The 17,044-nt window shown below is 32.3% G+C and carries 18 protein-coding genes; 7 read left to right on the top strand and 11 right to left on the bottom strand.

The genetic code is table 11. The features are described from left to right. Positions 1-21: 21 nt before the first annotated feature. The 4 genes from ACWA1B_RS14045 to ACWA1B_RS14030 all read right to left on the bottom strand — a co-directional run bounded on the left by ACWA1B_RS14045 (position 22) and on the right by ACWA1B_RS14030 (position 2,639). Positions 22-285, bottom strand: a complete 264-nt coding sequence (locus tag ACWA1B_RS14045; RefSeq protein WP_456907896.1) for a hypothetical protein — start codon at positions 283-285, stop codon at positions 22-24. Further along, positions 278-1,153 carry a nucleoside phosphorylase gene (locus ACWA1B_RS14040; RefSeq protein ID WP_456907894.1) on the bottom strand — a complete coding sequence of 292 codons (876 nt, stop codon included), beginning with the start codon at positions 1,151-1,153 and terminating at the stop codon, positions 278-280. Before ACWA1B_RS14040 ends, ACWA1B_RS14045 begins: the two co-directional genes overlap by 8 nt. Before the next feature lie 97 nt (positions 1,154-1,250). Beyond that, on the bottom strand, positions 1,251-1,583 hold the full coding sequence (locus ACWA1B_RS14035; RefSeq protein ID WP_035643764.1) for a translation initiation factor: 333 nt from the start codon (positions 1,581-1,583) through the stop codon (positions 1,251-1,253). Between the two features lie 105 nt (positions 1,584-1,688). Next, positions 1,689-2,639 (bottom strand): isopenicillin N synthase family dioxygenase, encoded by a 951-nt coding sequence (locus ACWA1B_RS14030; protein ID WP_456907892.1) that lies wholly within the window; start codon positions 2,637-2,639, stop codon positions 1,689-1,691. A 174-nt stretch (positions 2,640-2,813) separates the two neighbouring features. On the opposite strand from ACWA1B_RS14030, the gene ACWA1B_RS14025 reads away from it, so the two are divergent. Next, positions 2,814-4,790: an alpha-ketoacid dehydrogenase subunit alpha/beta gene (locus tag ACWA1B_RS14025; protein WP_456907890.1), complete on the top strand. Its 1,977-nt coding sequence runs from the start codon at positions 2,814-2,816 to the stop codon at positions 4,788-4,790. A gap of 109 nt (positions 4,791-4,899) precedes the next feature. On the opposite strand, the gene ACWA1B_RS14020 is transcribed toward ACWA1B_RS14025, so the two are convergent. From ACWA1B_RS14020 to ACWA1B_RS14005, 4 genes are all read right to left on the bottom strand, one after another. Beyond that, positions 4,900-5,871, bottom strand: a complete 972-nt coding sequence (locus ACWA1B_RS14020) for a quinone oxidoreductase family protein (protein ID WP_456907888.1) — start codon at positions 5,869-5,871, stop codon at positions 4,900-4,902. Positions 5,872-6,130: 259 nt separating this feature from the next. Next, positions 6,131-6,709 (bottom strand): Crp/Fnr family transcriptional regulator, encoded by a 579-nt coding sequence (locus ACWA1B_RS14015; protein ID WP_456907886.1) that lies wholly within the window; start codon positions 6,707-6,709, stop codon positions 6,131-6,133. A gap of 26 nt (positions 6,710-6,735) precedes the next feature. Beyond that, positions 6,736-7,191, bottom strand: a complete 456-nt coding sequence (locus ACWA1B_RS14010) for a hypothetical protein (protein WP_456907884.1) — start codon at positions 7,189-7,191, stop codon at positions 6,736-6,738. 7 nt (positions 7,192-7,198) lie between these two features. After that, positions 7,199-7,603: a glyoxalase gene (locus ACWA1B_RS14005; protein ID WP_456907882.1), complete on the bottom strand. Its 405-nt coding sequence runs from the start codon at positions 7,601-7,603 to the stop codon at positions 7,199-7,201. 126 nt (positions 7,604-7,729) lie between these two features. Between ACWA1B_RS14005 and ACWA1B_RS14000 the strand changes: the two genes are divergently transcribed. Continuing rightward, the gene (locus tag ACWA1B_RS14000) at positions 7,730-8,158 is read left to right on the top strand and encodes a hypothetical protein (protein WP_456907880.1); all 429 of its coding nucleotides are present in this window, start codon (positions 7,730-7,732) and stop codon (positions 8,156-8,158) included. 146 nt (positions 8,159-8,304) lie between these two features. Here ACWA1B_RS14000 and ACWA1B_RS13995 read toward each other — a convergent pair whose 3' ends face one another. Beyond that, the gene (locus ACWA1B_RS13995) at positions 8,305-9,561 is read right to left on the bottom strand and encodes a mechanosensitive ion channel family protein (protein WP_456907878.1); all 1,257 of its coding nucleotides are present in this window, start codon (positions 9,559-9,561) and stop codon (positions 8,305-8,307) included. Further along, on the bottom strand, positions 9,554-9,841 hold the full coding sequence (locus ACWA1B_RS13990) for a DUF3817 domain-containing protein (protein WP_456907876.1): 288 nt from the start codon (positions 9,839-9,841) through the stop codon (positions 9,554-9,556). The genes ACWA1B_RS13995 and ACWA1B_RS13990 overlap by 8 nt, the downstream gene beginning before the upstream one ends. A gap of 105 nt (positions 9,842-9,946) precedes the next feature. Here ACWA1B_RS13990 and ACWA1B_RS13985 point away from each other — a divergent pair, with 105 nt between their 5' ends. The 4 genes from ACWA1B_RS13985 to ACWA1B_RS13970 all read left to right on the top strand — a co-directional run bounded on the left by ACWA1B_RS13985 (position 9,947) and on the right by ACWA1B_RS13970 (position 15,000). Further along, positions 9,947-10,480 (top strand): DUF6155 family protein, encoded by a 534-nt coding sequence (locus ACWA1B_RS13985; protein WP_456907874.1) that lies wholly within the window; start codon positions 9,947-9,949, stop codon positions 10,478-10,480. A gap of 109 nt (positions 10,481-10,589) precedes the next feature. Next, the gene (locus ACWA1B_RS13980) at positions 10,590-12,128 is read left to right on the top strand and encodes a DEAD/DEAH box helicase (RefSeq protein ID WP_456907872.1); all 1,539 of its coding nucleotides are present in this window, start codon (positions 10,590-10,592) and stop codon (positions 12,126-12,128) included. Between the two features lie 187 nt (positions 12,129-12,315). Beyond that, positions 12,316-13,650 (top strand): DEAD/DEAH box helicase, encoded by a 1,335-nt coding sequence (locus tag ACWA1B_RS13975; protein WP_456907869.1) that lies wholly within the window; start codon positions 12,316-12,318, stop codon positions 13,648-13,650. 81 nt (positions 13,651-13,731) lie between these two features. After that, the gene (locus tag ACWA1B_RS13970; protein WP_456907867.1) at positions 13,732-15,000 is read left to right on the top strand and encodes an NAD(P)/FAD-dependent oxidoreductase; all 1,269 of its coding nucleotides are present in this window, start codon (positions 13,732-13,734) and stop codon (positions 14,998-15,000) included. A 94-nt stretch (positions 15,001-15,094) separates the two neighbouring features. Here ACWA1B_RS13970 and ACWA1B_RS13965 read toward each other — a convergent pair whose 3' ends face one another. Then, positions 15,095-16,324, bottom strand: coding sequence for a multidrug effflux MFS transporter (locus ACWA1B_RS13965; protein ID WP_456907865.1), 1,230 nt, complete (start codon positions 16,322-16,324; stop codon positions 15,095-15,097). Positions 16,325-16,465: 141 nt separating this feature from the next. Between ACWA1B_RS13965 and ACWA1B_RS13960 the strand changes: the two genes are divergently transcribed. Further along, the gene (locus ACWA1B_RS13960; RefSeq protein WP_456907863.1) at positions 16,466-16,885 is read left to right on the top strand and encodes a hypothetical protein; all 420 of its coding nucleotides are present in this window, start codon (positions 16,466-16,468) and stop codon (positions 16,883-16,885) included. The last annotated feature ends 159 nt before the right edge of the window (positions 16,886-17,044 follow it).

Here is a 17,044-nt window from a genome sequence, read left to right as displayed (position 1 = left end):
ACTATTCTACTACTATAAATATCAACCTTCTATTTTATCTATCAAAATTATAAAACAGATAAAAAGTAAAAAACCCGCAAATAAATTTTTTTGGGCGGTATTCAATCCATTTTTATCAGGGATTTCATTATCATGATCCCAATAATAATCTAAACTTTTAGGGTGTTTTTCTTCAATTGATATATTCAACAGCTGAAAAAAACTCCACCTAAGCAAACCTCCCATGCCTAAAGTAAATTTTCTTAACGGCTTATAAATTAAATGCTCTATAAAAAAATTAAACATTAATCTGTGCTAATTTATTTAATGTATAGGCAATAAGCTCATCAACAGCTTTATAAGGATCCTCGCTAAAAGTGCCAGATGCACGATTGGCAATAATTGCATTTAAAGATAAAGCATTATGCCCTAGTAGTGCCGATAACCCATAAATTGCCGCTGTTTCCATCTCTAAATTAGTGATTTTACTTCCATCAAAATCAAAATTATCCATTTTATTGTTTAATTCTTCATCTTGAATATTCAAACGCAAAACGCGCCCCTGAGGTCCATAGAAACCGCCGGCTGTAGCAGTAATTCCTTTGAATATTTTTTCTGATTCAATTATTTTTTCTAATTTTTCAGAACATGCAATTGCATAGGGTCTTCCTTTTCGGATATCCCAATTGGTATGCACGATAAAAGCATTTTCAATGGCATCGTTTGAGACATCATCAATCAAATAGGAGCGAAGCATATTATCAAGTCCAAGTCCGAATTTTGACATCACAAAGCTATTAACAGGAATATCTGCCTGCAAAGAGCCCGAAGTTCCAATTCTTATAATATTTAAAGAAGTCAGATTTTCTTTTGGTGCACGTGTTTCTAAATCAATATTAACTAACGCATCCAATTCATTTAGCACAATATCAATATTATCTGGACCAATTCCTGTAGAAATCACGGATATACGTTTTCCTTTATAAATACCAGTTTGGGTTTTAAATTCTCTTTTTTGCGTTGAGAATTCGATTTTATCAAAAAACTGAGTGATTTTTTCTACTCTGTTTTGATCTCCAACAAAAATAATGTCGTGTGCAATATGTTCAGGACGAAGGTTTAAGTGATAAACGCTACCATCTGGGTTAAGTATTAATTCTGAGTTTTGTATCATTTTTTATAAGGTGCTAAGGTTCTGAGTGGCTAAGGTTCTGATTTTTTTGTTCCAAATTCACATAACTTGAAACCTGAAACATTCAACTTGAAACTTTTTAGCCTCCTACACGTTTTGTTTTAAATCCTTTTTCTTTTAAAATTGCCATGATTTTGTCGCGATAATCACCTTGAATAATGATCGAATCGTCTTTAAAAGTTCCTCCAACGCTAAGTTTTGTTTTGATTTCTTTGGCTAAGATTTTAAAATCTTCATCAGAGCCTTCATAGCCTTCAATTATAGTCGTGGCTTTTCCTTTTCGTTTTTCAAATTTACAGATCATAGGCTCTTTCTGAACATATAATACATGTTCTTCTGCCTGAATTTCTTCAGGTTCATTTGATTCCATGTGATCCGGAAATAAGTTTTTCAACTGATCTTTTAAATCCATAATATATTAAATTCAAATATTTAAAGTTATGTAAAAATGAAATTCCAAATTCCAAAATAAGGTGTTTTTTGGAATTTGGAATTTTAAAATTAAGAATTTTAGGTTTTATTTTTTAATTAAACCCAATTCTACTAAACGTTCGTGTAAAAACTCTCCTGCAGAAATATCTTCATATTTTTTAGGGTTTTCGTCATCGATACAATTTTCCAAACAATCCAAACGCATATCACTTACTGGATGCATAAAAAACGGAACTGAATAACGAGAAGTCCCCCATAATTCTCTTGGTGGATTTACTACTTGGTGAATTGTTGATTTTAATTTATTGTTTGTATGTCTTGACAACATATCGCCCACATTAATTACCAATTCATCATCAGCTGCGATGGCGTCGATCCATTCTCCATCATGATTTTGAACCTGTAATCCTTTTCCTTGAGCCCCCATTAAAAGTGTGATAAGGTTGATATCACCATGAGCCGCTGCGCGAATTGCGTTTTCTGGTTCAGAAGTAATTGGAGGATAGTGAATTGGTCTTAAAATTGAGTTTCCTTCTTTAGCATAATTGTCAAAATAAAACTCGTCTAAACCTAAATGTAAAGCTAAAGCTCTAAGCACATAAACACCTGTTTTTTCAAGCATTTGGTACGCTTCTTTACCAACTTCATTAAAACGTGGTAATTCTTTTACTTCAACATTGTCTGGGTATTCTGAAGCCCATCTTGAATCTTTGTCAACATACTGACCAAAATGCCAAAATTCTTTCAAATCTCCTTCTTTGCGTCCTTTAGCATGTTCTTTTCCAAAAGATACATAACCTCTTTGTCCGCCAATACCAGGAATTTCATAATTATGCTTAGTTTCTATTGGCAAAGCGAAAAATTTTCTAATTTCGCTATAAAGCTCGTCTACTAATTGGTCGTCAAGGAAATGACCTTTTAGGGCTACGAAGCCAATGTTTTCAAATGCATTGCCGATTTCATTTACAAATTTTTGTTTACGTTTCGGGTCGTCCGAAAGGAAATCACGTAAGTCTACACTAGGAATGTTTTGCATACTTTACATTTTTTGTTTAAAGATGAAAGGTGTCGAAAAACCTTTCAGAAACAAAGGTAGAGAATATTTTAGAATTGAATTTTAAAAGTTATATTAAAATTGAAATTTTATAACAAAAACAAATAAAATTGTTATATTTTTTTATATTTGAAACACTAAAAAAACACGAACCAAATGATCTTTAACAGACAAAACCTAACTGACTCTCAATTATTAGATTTATATAAAAAGATTCTTAAACCTCGATTAATCGAAGAAAAAATGCTGATTCTGATTCGTCAGGGTAAAGTGTCAAAATGGTTCTCCGGAATCGGGCAAGAAGCAATCGCCGTAGGTGTTACAGCTGTTTTAGACGAATCTGAATATGTATTGCCAATGCATAGAAATCTTGGTGTTTTCACTACAAGAAATATTCCACTTTACCGATTATTCTCGCAATGGCAAGGAAAAGCAAACGGTTTTACAAAAGGAAGAGATCGCAGTTTTCACTTTGGAACGCAGGAGTATAAGATAATCGGAATGATTTCGCATTTGGGACCACAATTAGGTATCGCAGACGGAATTGCATTAGCCAATAAACTTCAGAATAATAAAAAAATCACAGCCGTTTTCACAGGAGAAGGCGCCACAAGTGAAGGAGATTTTCATGAAGCATTAAATATTGCAGCAGTTTGGAAATTGCCTGTAATGTTTGTCATTGAAAATAATGGTTACGGGCTTTCGACACCAACAAACGAACAATATTTATGTGAAAATCTTGCAGATAAAGGTATTGGATACGGAATGGAGAGCCATATTATTGACGGAAATAATATTCTGGAAGTTTACAACAAACTTTCACAACTAAAAGAAGAAATGCAGATCAATCCACGACCGGTTTTATTGGAATTTAAAACTTTTAGAATGCGTGGCCATGAAGAGGCGAGTGGCACTAAATATGTTCCGCAAGAATTAATGGAAGAATGGGCTGCCAAAGATCCTGTAACGAATTTCAGGAAATATTTGACCGAAATTGATGTTCTTACACCTGATTTTGACGAGCAGCTTCACAACGAAATCAAACAGGAAATCGATGAAAATTTAGCCATTGCAAATGCTGAACCTGAAATCGTTCCTACATATAGTGGAGAATTAGATGATGTTTATAAAGATTTTGAATATGAGGAGTATGCTCATGGTGAAGAAGTAAAAAATATCCGTTTTATTGATGCTATTCGAAATAGTTTAGAACAATCTATGTGGCGCAATAAAAACTTAGTCATTATGGGGCAAGACATTGCCGAATATGGTGGCGCTTTTAAAATTACAGAAGGATTTGTAGATGCTTTTGGAAGAGAAAGAATCCGAAATACGCCAATTTGCGAAAGCGCTATTGTTTCAACTGGAATGGGATTATCAATCAACGGTTATAAAGCGATTGTAGAAATGCAGTTTGCTGATTTTGTTTCAACTGGTTTTAACCCGATTGTTAATTTACTGGCAAAATCTCATTATCGCTGGGGTGAAAATGCTGACGTTGTAGTTCGTATGCCTTGTGGCGGTGGAACTCAGGCGGGACCTTTTCATTCGCAAACAAATGAAGCCTGGTTTACAAAATCTCCTGGTTTAAAAGTAGTTTATCCAGCTTTTCCTTATGATGCAAAAGGACTGCTTAATACTGCAATAAATGATCCAAATCCGGTATTATTTTTTGAACATAAACAATTGTATAGAAGTATTTATCAAGATGTTCCGACAGATTATTACACAATTCCTTTTGGAAAAGCGGCTTTAATAAAAGAAGGAAACGCCGTAACCATCATAGCTTTTGGAGCAACTGTTCATTGGGCTTTAGATACTTTAGAGAAGAATCCACAAATAGACGCTGATTTAATTGATTTAAGAACATTGCAACCTTTAGACACTGAAGCGATTTTTGCTTCTGTAAAAAAAACAGGAAAAGCAATTATTTATCAGGAAGATACTATGTTTGGCGGAATTGCAAGCGATATTTCTTCCTTGATTATGGAAAACTGTTTTGAATTTTTAGATGGTCCTGTAAAAAGAGTTGCAAGTTTGGATTCTCCAATTCCGTTTACAAAAGCTTTGGAAGATCAGTTTTTAGCAAAAGATCGTTTTGAAGAAACATTATTGGATTTATTGAAATATTAGCTCCAAAAAGTATACAGATCTGAATAAAAACATCTTACACTTAAGAAAAGAATTAAAAAAAGGTTTGACAATCATTTTTGTCAAACCTTTTTTCTTTAAAATTATTAAGTTAGATAAGAACAACCAATCGTTTTCCGTCTGAAACTTCTTTTGCCCACATTTCTTCAATATCAACGAGATTTCCAGTTTCGATATTAACTTTCAACTTATTCTGAGCAACCAAAAGAAACATTTCCGGAAGTATTTCTGAAAATAACAATTTCACTTCTTCTTTTGACCAGCTTCCTAATCCAGAACCTGACAATTGAAGATCTACACTTCTTAAAATCCCTGACGACAATTGAATGTTGTCACCAGCCATTCCGCCAATAGTTACATATCTTATTTTATTGGTAAATGATCCGTTTCCTTTTAAAACGGAAAGAATCAACTCAGCAGGATGTCCCCATAAATAATCTAAAATAATGTCAATTGATGTGTTCTGATGAATTTCATTTAATTGAGAAACAAATGCATCATCGGTTTGTTTTAATGAAATTGTTTCATCTGCGCCTAATTCTTTTAAGTTTTGAAGCGTTTTTTCATTTCTTCCGGTAACAATTATTCTTTTTGCTCCATAATGTTTTGCAATCTGAATTGCTATTTGACCTGTAAATCCCGTTGCACCGTTGATCAAAACAGTATCACCGGCTTTGATATTAGCGCGAAATCGCAAAGCCATAGCTGAACCTGCAACTGCATTTGGCAACGAAGCTGCAATTGCATCGCTTATTCCATCAGGCAGCTTTATTAATATATTTTTATCTATTATTGCTTTTTCAGCCATTGTACCAGAGATTCCGCGGGCATAAACTCTAGTTCCGTTTTCGAGTAAACCAACACAATCGCTTCCTATTACAAAGCCATTTTCATTCTTATTTTCTGAAGAATAATGTTTTCCAGACGCTTTTCCTTTATCCAGATTTGTAATGCCGACAGCTTTTACTGAAATTAAAATCTGATTTTCGTTTTGAACAATTGGTTCTGCAAATTCTGCATATTTAGGCATTTGGCCTTTCGTATAAACTACCGCTGCTTTCATAATATTAAATTTTATGATGCAAAGTTCGAAACTTGATTTTCGGCAGACGATAACATTTGTTATCAAATACTACGTAATTAATTCAAACACATAAAAACATAGATTAAGAATCCTTAAAAAGGCGTTTCACTTGTTTTAGTAAACATAGCTAACTATGTGTTAGAAACTAGTTTCTTTTTAAAGCTTTTCGGCAAATGAAAATCTATGTTTCTATGTGTTAAATAATAAAAGAATAAATTATACACATTGGGTTGAAATTTTACTCTTTTTTATGAACTAATTTACTTTTGATTCGACTTAAATGGACCGTGCTTACGCCAAGATAAGAAGCAATATAATGCTGAGGAACACGCTGTACAATTTGAGGTTTTTCTTTAATTAAATCCAGATAACGTTGAGTAGGGGAGTCTTTTATAAAAGAAAAAAAGTGTTTCATATAATCAAATGTTCTCTGAAACAGCATATTGATTAACTGATCTCTTAATTCGGGAATTTCTTTAATTTCTTCTAAAATTTTATCGACATCCTTTTTACTGATCCACCATAAAATCGAAGGTTCAATAGTTTCAACCACAACCGGACTCGGAAATTGTTTTATGAAACTTTCAATAGAAGCCACACTTTGATTTTCGAAAAAAAACTGCGAAGTCAAATCTTTTCCGTTATTGTTAAACCAAACCCTGATACAACCTTTTTCAATTATAAAAAGCTTTTTCGAAATTTCTCCTTCTTCTATAAGAACTGTTTTTGCCGGAACTTCAATACGATTGAAATAACTGATGTATTCGTTCCATTTCTCTTCTGTTAAAGGGAGTTTATTTCGGAATTGGCGAAACATTTTAAATTGCTTTTTTTGAAAAATTATTAATCGACTGAATAACCTGTTTTAATTGCCAACACATGAAAGATTAGTTGATTTCTAAATTCTAGACTTTCATTATTTATATTTAATTGATATTTAGTAATGAGGCTCCAAATATTTTGTTTCACGTCCGCTATTTTATTCCCTTTAAAAAAGTAATTAAAATTATGGTTAAATGTGATAAACCATTTTGATTTTATATACAAACGTTTGTCTTTATTAAAAAACAAAGCCTTCTCGTCGATTTTATACACATCCTTAGTCATAAACTTGTTCTGATGTAATACTTGATAAGAAAAATTATCAAATTTTAACTCTAAAACTAAGACATCAAAGGGATTATATATTTTTATAATTCTGCTAAACCAGTTGAATTTTACTGTAGAATAAAACAATAATTCATCTTCTTCATAAACAAATAAGCACTGTTCTTGCTTTTCAATTATTTCTATTTCCATAAAAAAACTAAGAACTCGATTCCACCTCAAACAACTGAACCTGACTTTTCAACCTGTCAATCAGCAAATTCATCATTCGCTTATTCAAACTGGAAGAATTCTGAATATAAGTTTCATATTCTTCAAGCGTAAAAAGCGCCATAACGATTCCTTTTAGGGAATTACGAAACTTAATATCTTTTTGAATGGAATTTTCTATAGTCTGAATTTTCTTTTCAACCGAATAAGAATAAAAATCAGCTTTGTTTTTATTTATGTAGTTTATAAAAACTGCAATAAACAAATCGTTTTGAAGTTTCAAAATAGGTCTAATCGTCTGGTTTTGAAAGATCTCATCTGGAGAAGATTGAGCACTTACAGTTCCTAAAGTTTCGCCTCTGAATTCTCTTAAAAAAGTGTCTCTATCTGCCATGTTTTTTCTTTAAATTTAGAAAAAATTACGATACAAAAATTAAATTGACAGATAAGTTATTTAATAAAATTTAAGTTTTAGCTTTTAAATGTACTTTTGTCACTTATCTGGTTTTAAAAATTTATTATGAACAAAAACACGTTACTTTTTCTGTTTTTAATTATGATTTTTATTATTTCTTGTAACTCAAAAGATAATAAAACTGATTATAAAGAAGTCGTTTACCGCGCCGTACATCAAAAAGATACTGCAATTTTAGTTATCAACATCAACGAAAAACGTTTTTTTGGCCGATATGAAATTCTGTACCATCAAATTGGAAAAGATTCGGGTGATGTAAGGGGAGATATTAAAGGCGATACTTTAAGAGGCGATTTTCATTATATTTCAAATGGTGGAAGCTGGAAGAGAATTCCTTTGGCATTGCTCAAAAAAGATAACAAACTAATCTTAGGAAATGGGGTAATGGGAACTTATATGAGTCTTCCGTGTTTTATTCAGGGAACACTAAATTATAACGACCCAAAGTTTGTTTTTGAAGAAATTAAGAAATAGTTTTTTTTCAAGCTTTATGTTGACTTAACCGCAAAGGGCGCAAGGCTTTATATTTTTAATAAATAAAACGCAAGGTTCGCAAAGCTTTGTGTAAAAAGCTTTGCGAACCTTGCGTAATTCTTTGCGTTCTTTGCGGTTAAATTGTCTTATTCCAAACTTCCAATCTTAGAAGGCAATTCAAATATTTCAAGATCAAAATATTCTACAGAAGCCATAACATGATCAAAAATATCAGACATGATATATTCGTAATTCGCCCAGCGTTTATCGCTTGAAAAAGCATAAATTTCTAATGGAACTCCGTGCGCAGTAGATTGTAGTTGACGGCACATAATGTGCATATCCTTATTTAATCCCGGATGCGTTATGAGATACTGCATAATATATTTTCTGAACAAACCTAAATTGGTCATATTTCGACCGTTAATTGCAATTGTTTTATCAACTCCTCGAAGATCGTTGTATTTTTCAATTTCGGCTTGTCTTGTATCTATATAAGATGAAATCAGTTGTACTTTTCGCATTTGCGCCAAATCTTCGTCATTCAAAAACCGAATTGTGCTACTTTTTATCAAAATATGTCTTTTGATTCGGCGCCCTGCAGATTTTTGCATCCCGCGCCAGTTTTGAAAAGAATCTGAGCTTAAAGCATAAGTTGGAATCGTTGTAATCGTATTATCAAAATTCCGAACTTTTACTGTAGTCAAATTGATTTCAATTACATCACCATCAGCACCAAATTTATCCATTGTAATCCAGTCGCCAATACGAACCATATCGTTAATCGCAACCTGCACGCTTGAAACAAATCCAAGAATTGTATCTCTGAATATCAAGATAATAATAGCTGAAAGTGTCCCTAAAATCGTAAGCAATTCCCCTTTTTTGATTCCGAATAAAGTCGAAATAATAAGAGCAACACCAAAAATCCACAACACAATCATGATAACCTGAACGAAACTATCGATAGGTTTGTCGCTATATTCAGGTTTCTGTTTTAAATAATCGCGAAGCGAATTAAAGATTGTTCGAACAATCCATAAACCCAGCAATACAATATAAACGCCAACTATTTTTCCGAATATAGATTCCCAATATTCATATTTGTCTAAAATTACGGGAACCGCTTTATAAATAAAGAAAAACGGAATTAAATACGCCGTATATCTGGTTGTTTTGTTCTGAATTAGATAATCGTCAAATTTAGTTTTAGTACGTTGCGCAAAAATGGCGGTCAGGGTAACTAAAACAAATTTGGCAGCATAATAAATAATATATGCTAATGCCACCAAAATGGCGATATTAAAAATAAGACTAGTGTATGACGCCATATTGCGGCTCATTCCCCAATCTCTAAAAATCGGATATAAAAAATTAAATATTTTATCCAAAAGCTTATGCATTATTTTCTAAGTATTTTTTTTCAATATAAAAAGTTCCAAATGGAACAAGAGAAGCAATTAAAATGATCCCAAAAGTCTTTAAGTCCCAGTTCATTGACTTTTTCAATAAAAAAGCAAGAACAATGTATCCAATAAATAAAACGCCATGTGTCATTCCCAATGGACGCAATAATGTATGATAAAGTTCAGGATTATTTGTTTTTATGAAAAGCATATTAGCAAATAATACTAAGTAAGATATTCCTTCTAAAATGGCAGTAACTTTAAAAATCTTGAGCATATAAATGTATTTTTTGAATTTATGGAAGCAAAATTAAGTATTAGGATTGGTTTTTAAGTTATGTGTCAGAAAAGTAATTTATTTTTACAGTCTTAAACTTTGATAATGAGCAAACGCGATTTAAAAAAATATCTAGCCGAATTAAGCAAAGAGCAGCTCGAAGAACAACTGATTGAGCTGTATGATAAATTCAGTCCCGTAAAAGTGTATTATGATTTTGTTTTTAATCCGAAAGAAGACAAACTTTTGCAGGAATCGAAGGTGAAAATCTCTCAGGAATACTTTCCAATCAAAAAACCCGGAGCTAGATGGCGTCCGAAAGCAAAAATGCGTCGCTCTGTAGCTCAAAAAATCATCAAGCATTTTATTTCTCTTGGTGTAGATTCTTTTATAATTGCCGATTTGATGCTTTATAACATCGAAATTGCCCAAACGTATTCTTCCCAAAATCTTATAAAGCAGGATTTATTTTACAAAAGTATATTGAATTCATTTGAACAAGCAGTTAATTTTTTAATTTCAAACGGAATTTTAACTGAGTATAAAGCAAGAATTATTGCAATTCATGATGAAACTGTTCAACAAAAATGGAAAAATAAGTACGATTTTGAGGCGATTTTAGACAAAATTGACCTTTAAGCACACTTCTCATAAAAAATCTTTATTTAAAAAAAACATTTATTTTAGGTTAAATTACGATGAATAACTGTTTTTTCGGTGTATTTTTGCAAAAATCCAAAAATAAACAATGTCTCAAAACACTTTAGAAATAGAAAGAGAAGAGAAAAAAGAACTTTATGCGTACCAAAAAGGCGATATTGATGCCATTTTTGACCGTTTAGACAATGCTCCTCCAAAACATCACTTATTGTACCAATTGCCAACTGGAGGTGGTAAAACAGTGATATTTTCAGAAATTGTGCGTCGTTATTTATCCAATAATGACAAAAAAGTCGTTGTTTTAACACACCGTATCGAGCTTTGCAAACAAACGTCAAAAATGCTAAAAGGTTTTGGCGTAAGCAATAAAATAATCAACAGCAAGGTAAAAGAACTTCCTGATCAAAATGATTATTCTTGTTTCGTGGCAATGGTTGAGACGTTAAAAAATCGTATCAATGATGAAAAATTGCATCTTGATAATATTGGCTTGGTTATCATTGATGAGGCACATTACAATTCATTCAGGAAATTATTAAACTCATTCAAAAATGCTTTTATTCTAGGAGTAACAGCAACGCCATTGAGTTCGAATATAAAATTGCCAATGCACCAGAGTTACGACGAATTAATCGTTGGAGATACAATTGGTTCATTGATTGATAAAGGATTTTTGGCAAGAGCAACAACTTATAGTTATGATGTTGGATTAACTTCACTAAAAGTAGGTATCAACGGTGATTACACTGTAAAATCTTCTGACGATTTGTATACTAATACAATGATGCAGGAAAAATTACTTCATGCTTACACAGAACGTTCTTTGGGCAAAAAAACGCTTATTTTCAATAACGGTATTCATACTTCCTTATATGTATATGATACTTTTAGAGAAGCAGGTTACGACATCAGACACCTTGACAACACAAGCAGTTCTGAAGAACGTAAAGATATTTTGGCTTGGTTCAAGAAAACTCCAGATGCGATTTTGACTTCTGTGGGAATCCTTACAACAGGTTTTGACGAGCCGACTGTCGAAACTATTATTTTGAACAGAGCAACAAAATCGCTTACATTATATTTTCAGATGATTGGCCGAGGATCTCGTAAATTGCCTGGAAAAGATGAATTTACCGTAATTGATTTAGGAAATAACGCCGCTCGTTTTGGATTATGGAGCGAGCCTGTAAACTGGCAGCACATTTTTAAATCTCCAGAATTTTATCTTGAGAATTTAAGAGACGATACTGAGATTGAAATGTTTTTCAAATATAGCATGCCGCCTGAATTAAGAGCGAAATTTAGCAAAACTGCCGATGTAACTTTTGATGTAGATGAAGAGCATAAACTGGCAATTAAGCAAAATTTACGTTCAAAAATTGTATTGGACAAATCTTTAGAACAGCATGCTTCAATGTGTGTTGATAATACGGAAACATTGCAGGAAGCAAAATCATTAGCAAAAGAACTTGATGATGATATTGAATGCCGCATAAAGCGTTACGCTAAATGTTTAAGCCAATGCAGTAAAAATTACCGCGAATGGCTGGTTGATGATTATAAAAAGAACATGACTTTACTGATCGGTAAAAAATACCGTGAAAAAATCATGAACGAACCAGATTGATTTTAAAAAAGTTTAAAGCTTTAGGTTTCATGTTTCAAGTTATTGGAATCTAGAACATTATTTATAATTTTAAAGGAGAAATCGCATTTCAGAATAATTCATTTCGAATGTGATTTCTCCTTTTTCGAATCTATTAAGTTTCTGTACAACTTGAAACATGAAACTTTAAACAAAAAAAACAAAAACTATGTCTAAACAATTCTCAGCATTAGGAGTTTCAGCGCCAATTTTAAAAGCTTTAGGCGAATTAAATATTGTTGAACCAACAGAAATTCAACAAAAAACAATTTCGCTTCTTTTGGCCGAAAAGCATGATGTTGTTGGTTTAGCCAAAACCGGAACAGGAAAAACGGCTGCTTTTGGATTGCCTCTTCTGCAATTAATTGATACGAAATCGCCTCTGGTTCAGGCTGTAATTTTAGTTCCGACTAGAGAACTTGGACATCAGATTTTTAGAAATTTAGAAGATTTTTCTAAGTATATTCCAAATATTTCTATCGCCGCAACTTGTGGTGGAATTCCAATTAAACCCCAAATCGAGCGTCTTACACAGCCTGCACATATTGTTGTGGCAACTCCGGGTCGTTTAATCGATTTAATTGAGAGAAAAGCCGTTGATTTAAGTCAGACACAATATTTAGTTTTAGATGAAGCCGATGAAATGGTTTCTATACTAAAAGAAAGTTTAGACGAAATTATCGCTGAACTTCCAAAGAAACATCGTACTCTTTTGTTTTCAGCAACTTTGCCGGGAACAATAAAACAGCTGATTCAGAATTATTTAAATAAAAATGCAGTTCAGATCAGTGCTAATATGGAAACATCAGGAAATCAAGAAATTGACCACCAATTCATTGTAGTTGATCCTATTGAAAAACTGGATGTTTTGATGCATTTCCTGAATTCAAGAGAAGGCGAACGCGGTATTATTTTCTGCAAAACAAAGGCTGCTGTGAATAAATTAGCTAAAAATTTAGCCATAAATCGTTTTTCATCAGGAGCCATTCACGGAAGTTTAACCCAAGGAATTCGTGACCGAATTATGGAGCAATTTCGTGAAGGTCACATCAATATTTTAGTAGCAACAGATCTTGCTGCAAGAGGAATTGATGTAAAAGAAATCGCTTATGTTGTGAATTACCATTTGCCAGACACTTACGAAAATTATGTTCACCGAAGCGGAAGAACAGCAAGAGCTGGTGCAAAAGGACTTTCATTGACTGTTTTACAGGAAGAAGAAACTATTGAAATTCCTGATTTTGAAAGAGAATTGGGAATAAAATTCACCAAATTCGAAAAACCTTCAGCTTTAAGTTTAGAAGAAAATAACACACTTTTATGGGCAAAACAAATCTTCAAAACAAAGCCAAATCATGATATTTCTTCAGATTTAAAAACAAAAGTAAAAACCGTTTTTCATCATCTTACAAAAGACGAATTGATTGAAAAATTGCTAGCAAATTATGTCCTGCAAAACAAAATCGATGTAGTTGAAAAACCTGTTAAAAAATTCAAAAAGTAATAAATTCAACAATTGTCATTGCATATTAAAGTTGTATATTTATAAGGTATTATTTTATAATCCTATTTAATAACAGCATATATGAACATAGTCATAATAGGAGGAGGTTTTGCGGGAATCAATCTCGCAAAGGAACTTGTAAACCATCCTCAGATACAAGTAACGCTTGTAGACAAAAATAATTATAACTTTTTTCCTCCGTTAATATATCAAGTTGCAACGGCTTTTTTAGAACCATCAAGCATCAGTTATCCTTTCAGAAAATTTTTTGCAGGCAAAAAAAATCTTCAGTTTCGTTTGGGCGAATTACTTTCTGTAGTTCCATCCGAAAATAAAATTATTTTAAGCAATGGTGAATTAACATACGATTATCTGGTTTTTGCTACAGGTGCAGAAACGAGTTATTTCGGAATGGAAAACGTAATGAAAAACGCTATTCCGATGAAAACGCTAAACGATGCCATCGAAATGCGTAATACACTGCTTAAAAATCTTGAAAAAGCTGCAATTTGTAAAGATATGCGCAAACGCCGTAAATTATTAACGATTGTAGTAGCAGGAGGAGGACCAACAGGAGTGGAAGTTTCTGGAATGTTTGCCGAAATGCGAAAAAGTATTTTACTAAAAGAATATCCTGAATTGGATACTTCAGCCAGCAATGTTTATTTAGTTGATGGAGGAGATGCATTGCTATCACCAATGAGTGAAGCTTCGCAAAAAGACACCTTGAAAGCATTGACAGATCTTGGCGTTGTAGTCAAATTAAACAGCCGTGTGACTGATTATGTTGATGATACAGTGTTTTTTGAAAACGGAGAAACCATCAAAACTAAAAATCTAATTTGGGCCGCTGGTGTTTCTGCTAAAATTTTCGATGGAATTCCGAAGGAAAGCTATGGACGCGGACGACGTATGGCGACAGACCAATTCAATAAAGTCAACGGATTAGATAATGTATATGCAATTGGAGATACTGCGATTTTAGCCGGAGATAAAAACTTCCCTGATGGACATCCGCAAGTGGCACAAGTAGCTATTCAACAAGGAATAAACCTAGCCAAAAACTTTATGAAAATGGCTTCTGGAAAACCACTTAAACCTTTTGCTTATCATGATAAAGGATCAATGGCAATTATTGGAAAAGCCAAAGCGGTTGTAGATTTGCCGAGTCCGAAATGGCATTTCAATGGATTTTTTGCTTGGGTTATTTGGTTATTTATTCACTTGATTTCTTTGATAACTTATAGAAACAGATTAAATACTTTCTGGAACTGGATGGTTGCTTATTTTGCAAGAGATCAATCGCTTAGAATGATTATAAGACCTGACAAAAGACAATCTGCAGAGTAATTTTAAAATATTCAATTTTTAAAATTCCAAATTCCAAGATTGAAATCATAAAAAAACAGAATCTGTTTTAGATTCTGTTTTTTTATGTCTATTATTAATGAACAACAACAATGTCATCTTCAGCGCTTAATTCTACTTTCTTTTTAATAAATCGTTTACCGATATTTAAAACGATAAAAGCAATAATCGTAGTAACTGTCATAATAAGAACCATAGGCGTTACAGAATCCTTAACGAAGATTCCAACAGCAAAAGACGCAATAGATCCTAAACCTAATTGAATAGCTCCCATTAAGGCCGAGGCGCTGCCAGCATTTTTAGCAAACGGTGCCATTGTAAGTCCCGCCGTATTTGGATTTGAAATTCCTAAACAGCCTAAAAATAGAAATAGCATCGTTATAGTTTCATATAAACCTAAAAGATTATTTAAAGAAAGTACAAGGAAAGCAATACTAATAATAGATTGCAAAATTAATGCTGTAAAAATCATTTGTTCACTCGAAAATTTCTTTAATAAAATGGAATTTAACTGACTTGAACCAATAAAACTAACCGACATAAAAGCAAAAATCCATCCGTAAGTTTTAGCATCTACATGGTAAATATTCATAAAAATGATAGGCGAAGCCGCTACGTATGTAAATAATCCAGAAAAAGCTATTGCTCCAGTGAATGCATAAGTGAAAAATTGAGGTTCTTTTAAGACTTTTAAAAAGTTGGAAATAATAGGTTTTGGCTTTAATGATATAGAAACATCTGGTTTATAACTATTTGGCAAACCAATTTGAGAAGCAAACAAAATAGAAATTCCCATAAACATTAAGATAAAAAATACAGTATGCCATCCGTAATCTTCGGTTACATAACCTCCAATCGTTGGCGCAAGCATGGGCGAAAGGCCAAGAACAAGCATTAAAAGTGAAAACACTTTTGGAATATCTTTTACAGGAAAAAGATCACGTACCATAGCTACAGAAGCAACTGTTGCTGCACAACTCCCAATTGCCTGAACAAATCGCAACAGAATAAATGTATCAACATTAGTCACATAAGCACAGCCTAATGATGCTAATATATACACCATTAAACCCATAAATAAAGGTTTTTTTCGCCCAAAACGATCTAATAAAGGTCCGTATAGCAATTGTCCGGCAGATATTCCGATAAAATAACTGGATAAACTCATTGAAACTTTTGCCACAGTTGTATTCAAATCATTAGCAATATCAGAGAAACCAGGCAGATACATATCGATTGAAAAAGGCCCTAATGCGGTTAGAGATCCTAAAATAAGAATGAGTTTAATGTATTTTTTTGTTGTCATTTTTATAAAAAATTACTTATAATTTCAAATTATCAGTTAAAATTCACTATCTTGTTACATATAATAACATTTTTGCATAAAAAATGGAAATTATATAAGCTTTCAGAAATGTTTTGAAACCTTAATTATAAAATTTAAATTATGAAAAAAATCACTTTATTATTAGCACTTATTTTTACAACAATTTCATTTGCTCAAACCATCGTATCAAAACAAGAAGATGCAAATGTAGAACAATACGAACTTCTAAAAAAAGTAAATGAGTATTATCCGGATATTACATTAAACAAAACGATTACCAATTTTTATGCTGATGGAAAAATTATCGATTCACAACAGCAATTTGATCTAAAAGGAACAAAATTTTCAAGTTATAAATTAGGAATTGAGCCTGGAAATAAAAAATTATTATTTGAATACATTTCAGACGAAACCGGAAAAGTTTTTGGTGATGTCCAACTTTTTAAAGGAAATGTTTTAAGAACAACATTTAGTGATAAAACAAATCAAATTGAAATTTCACTTAATGGAAAATCTGTTTATTTGAAAAAATTAGATTAAATTTTCAAATAGGAGAAATTTGAAGCATCACAGAATTGTGATGCTTTTTTTTTTAAATTTTACAAATGCTGATAAATTGCTTATTTGATAAAAAATAATTTATTTTTTCAAATATGAGAATTTCAGTTTAAAAGTAAATTGTGAGTCAATATGTTTTAG

The organism is Flavobacterium xizangense, assembly GCF_054075145.1.
This window is presented reverse-complemented; position numbering and strand designations above follow the sequence as displayed.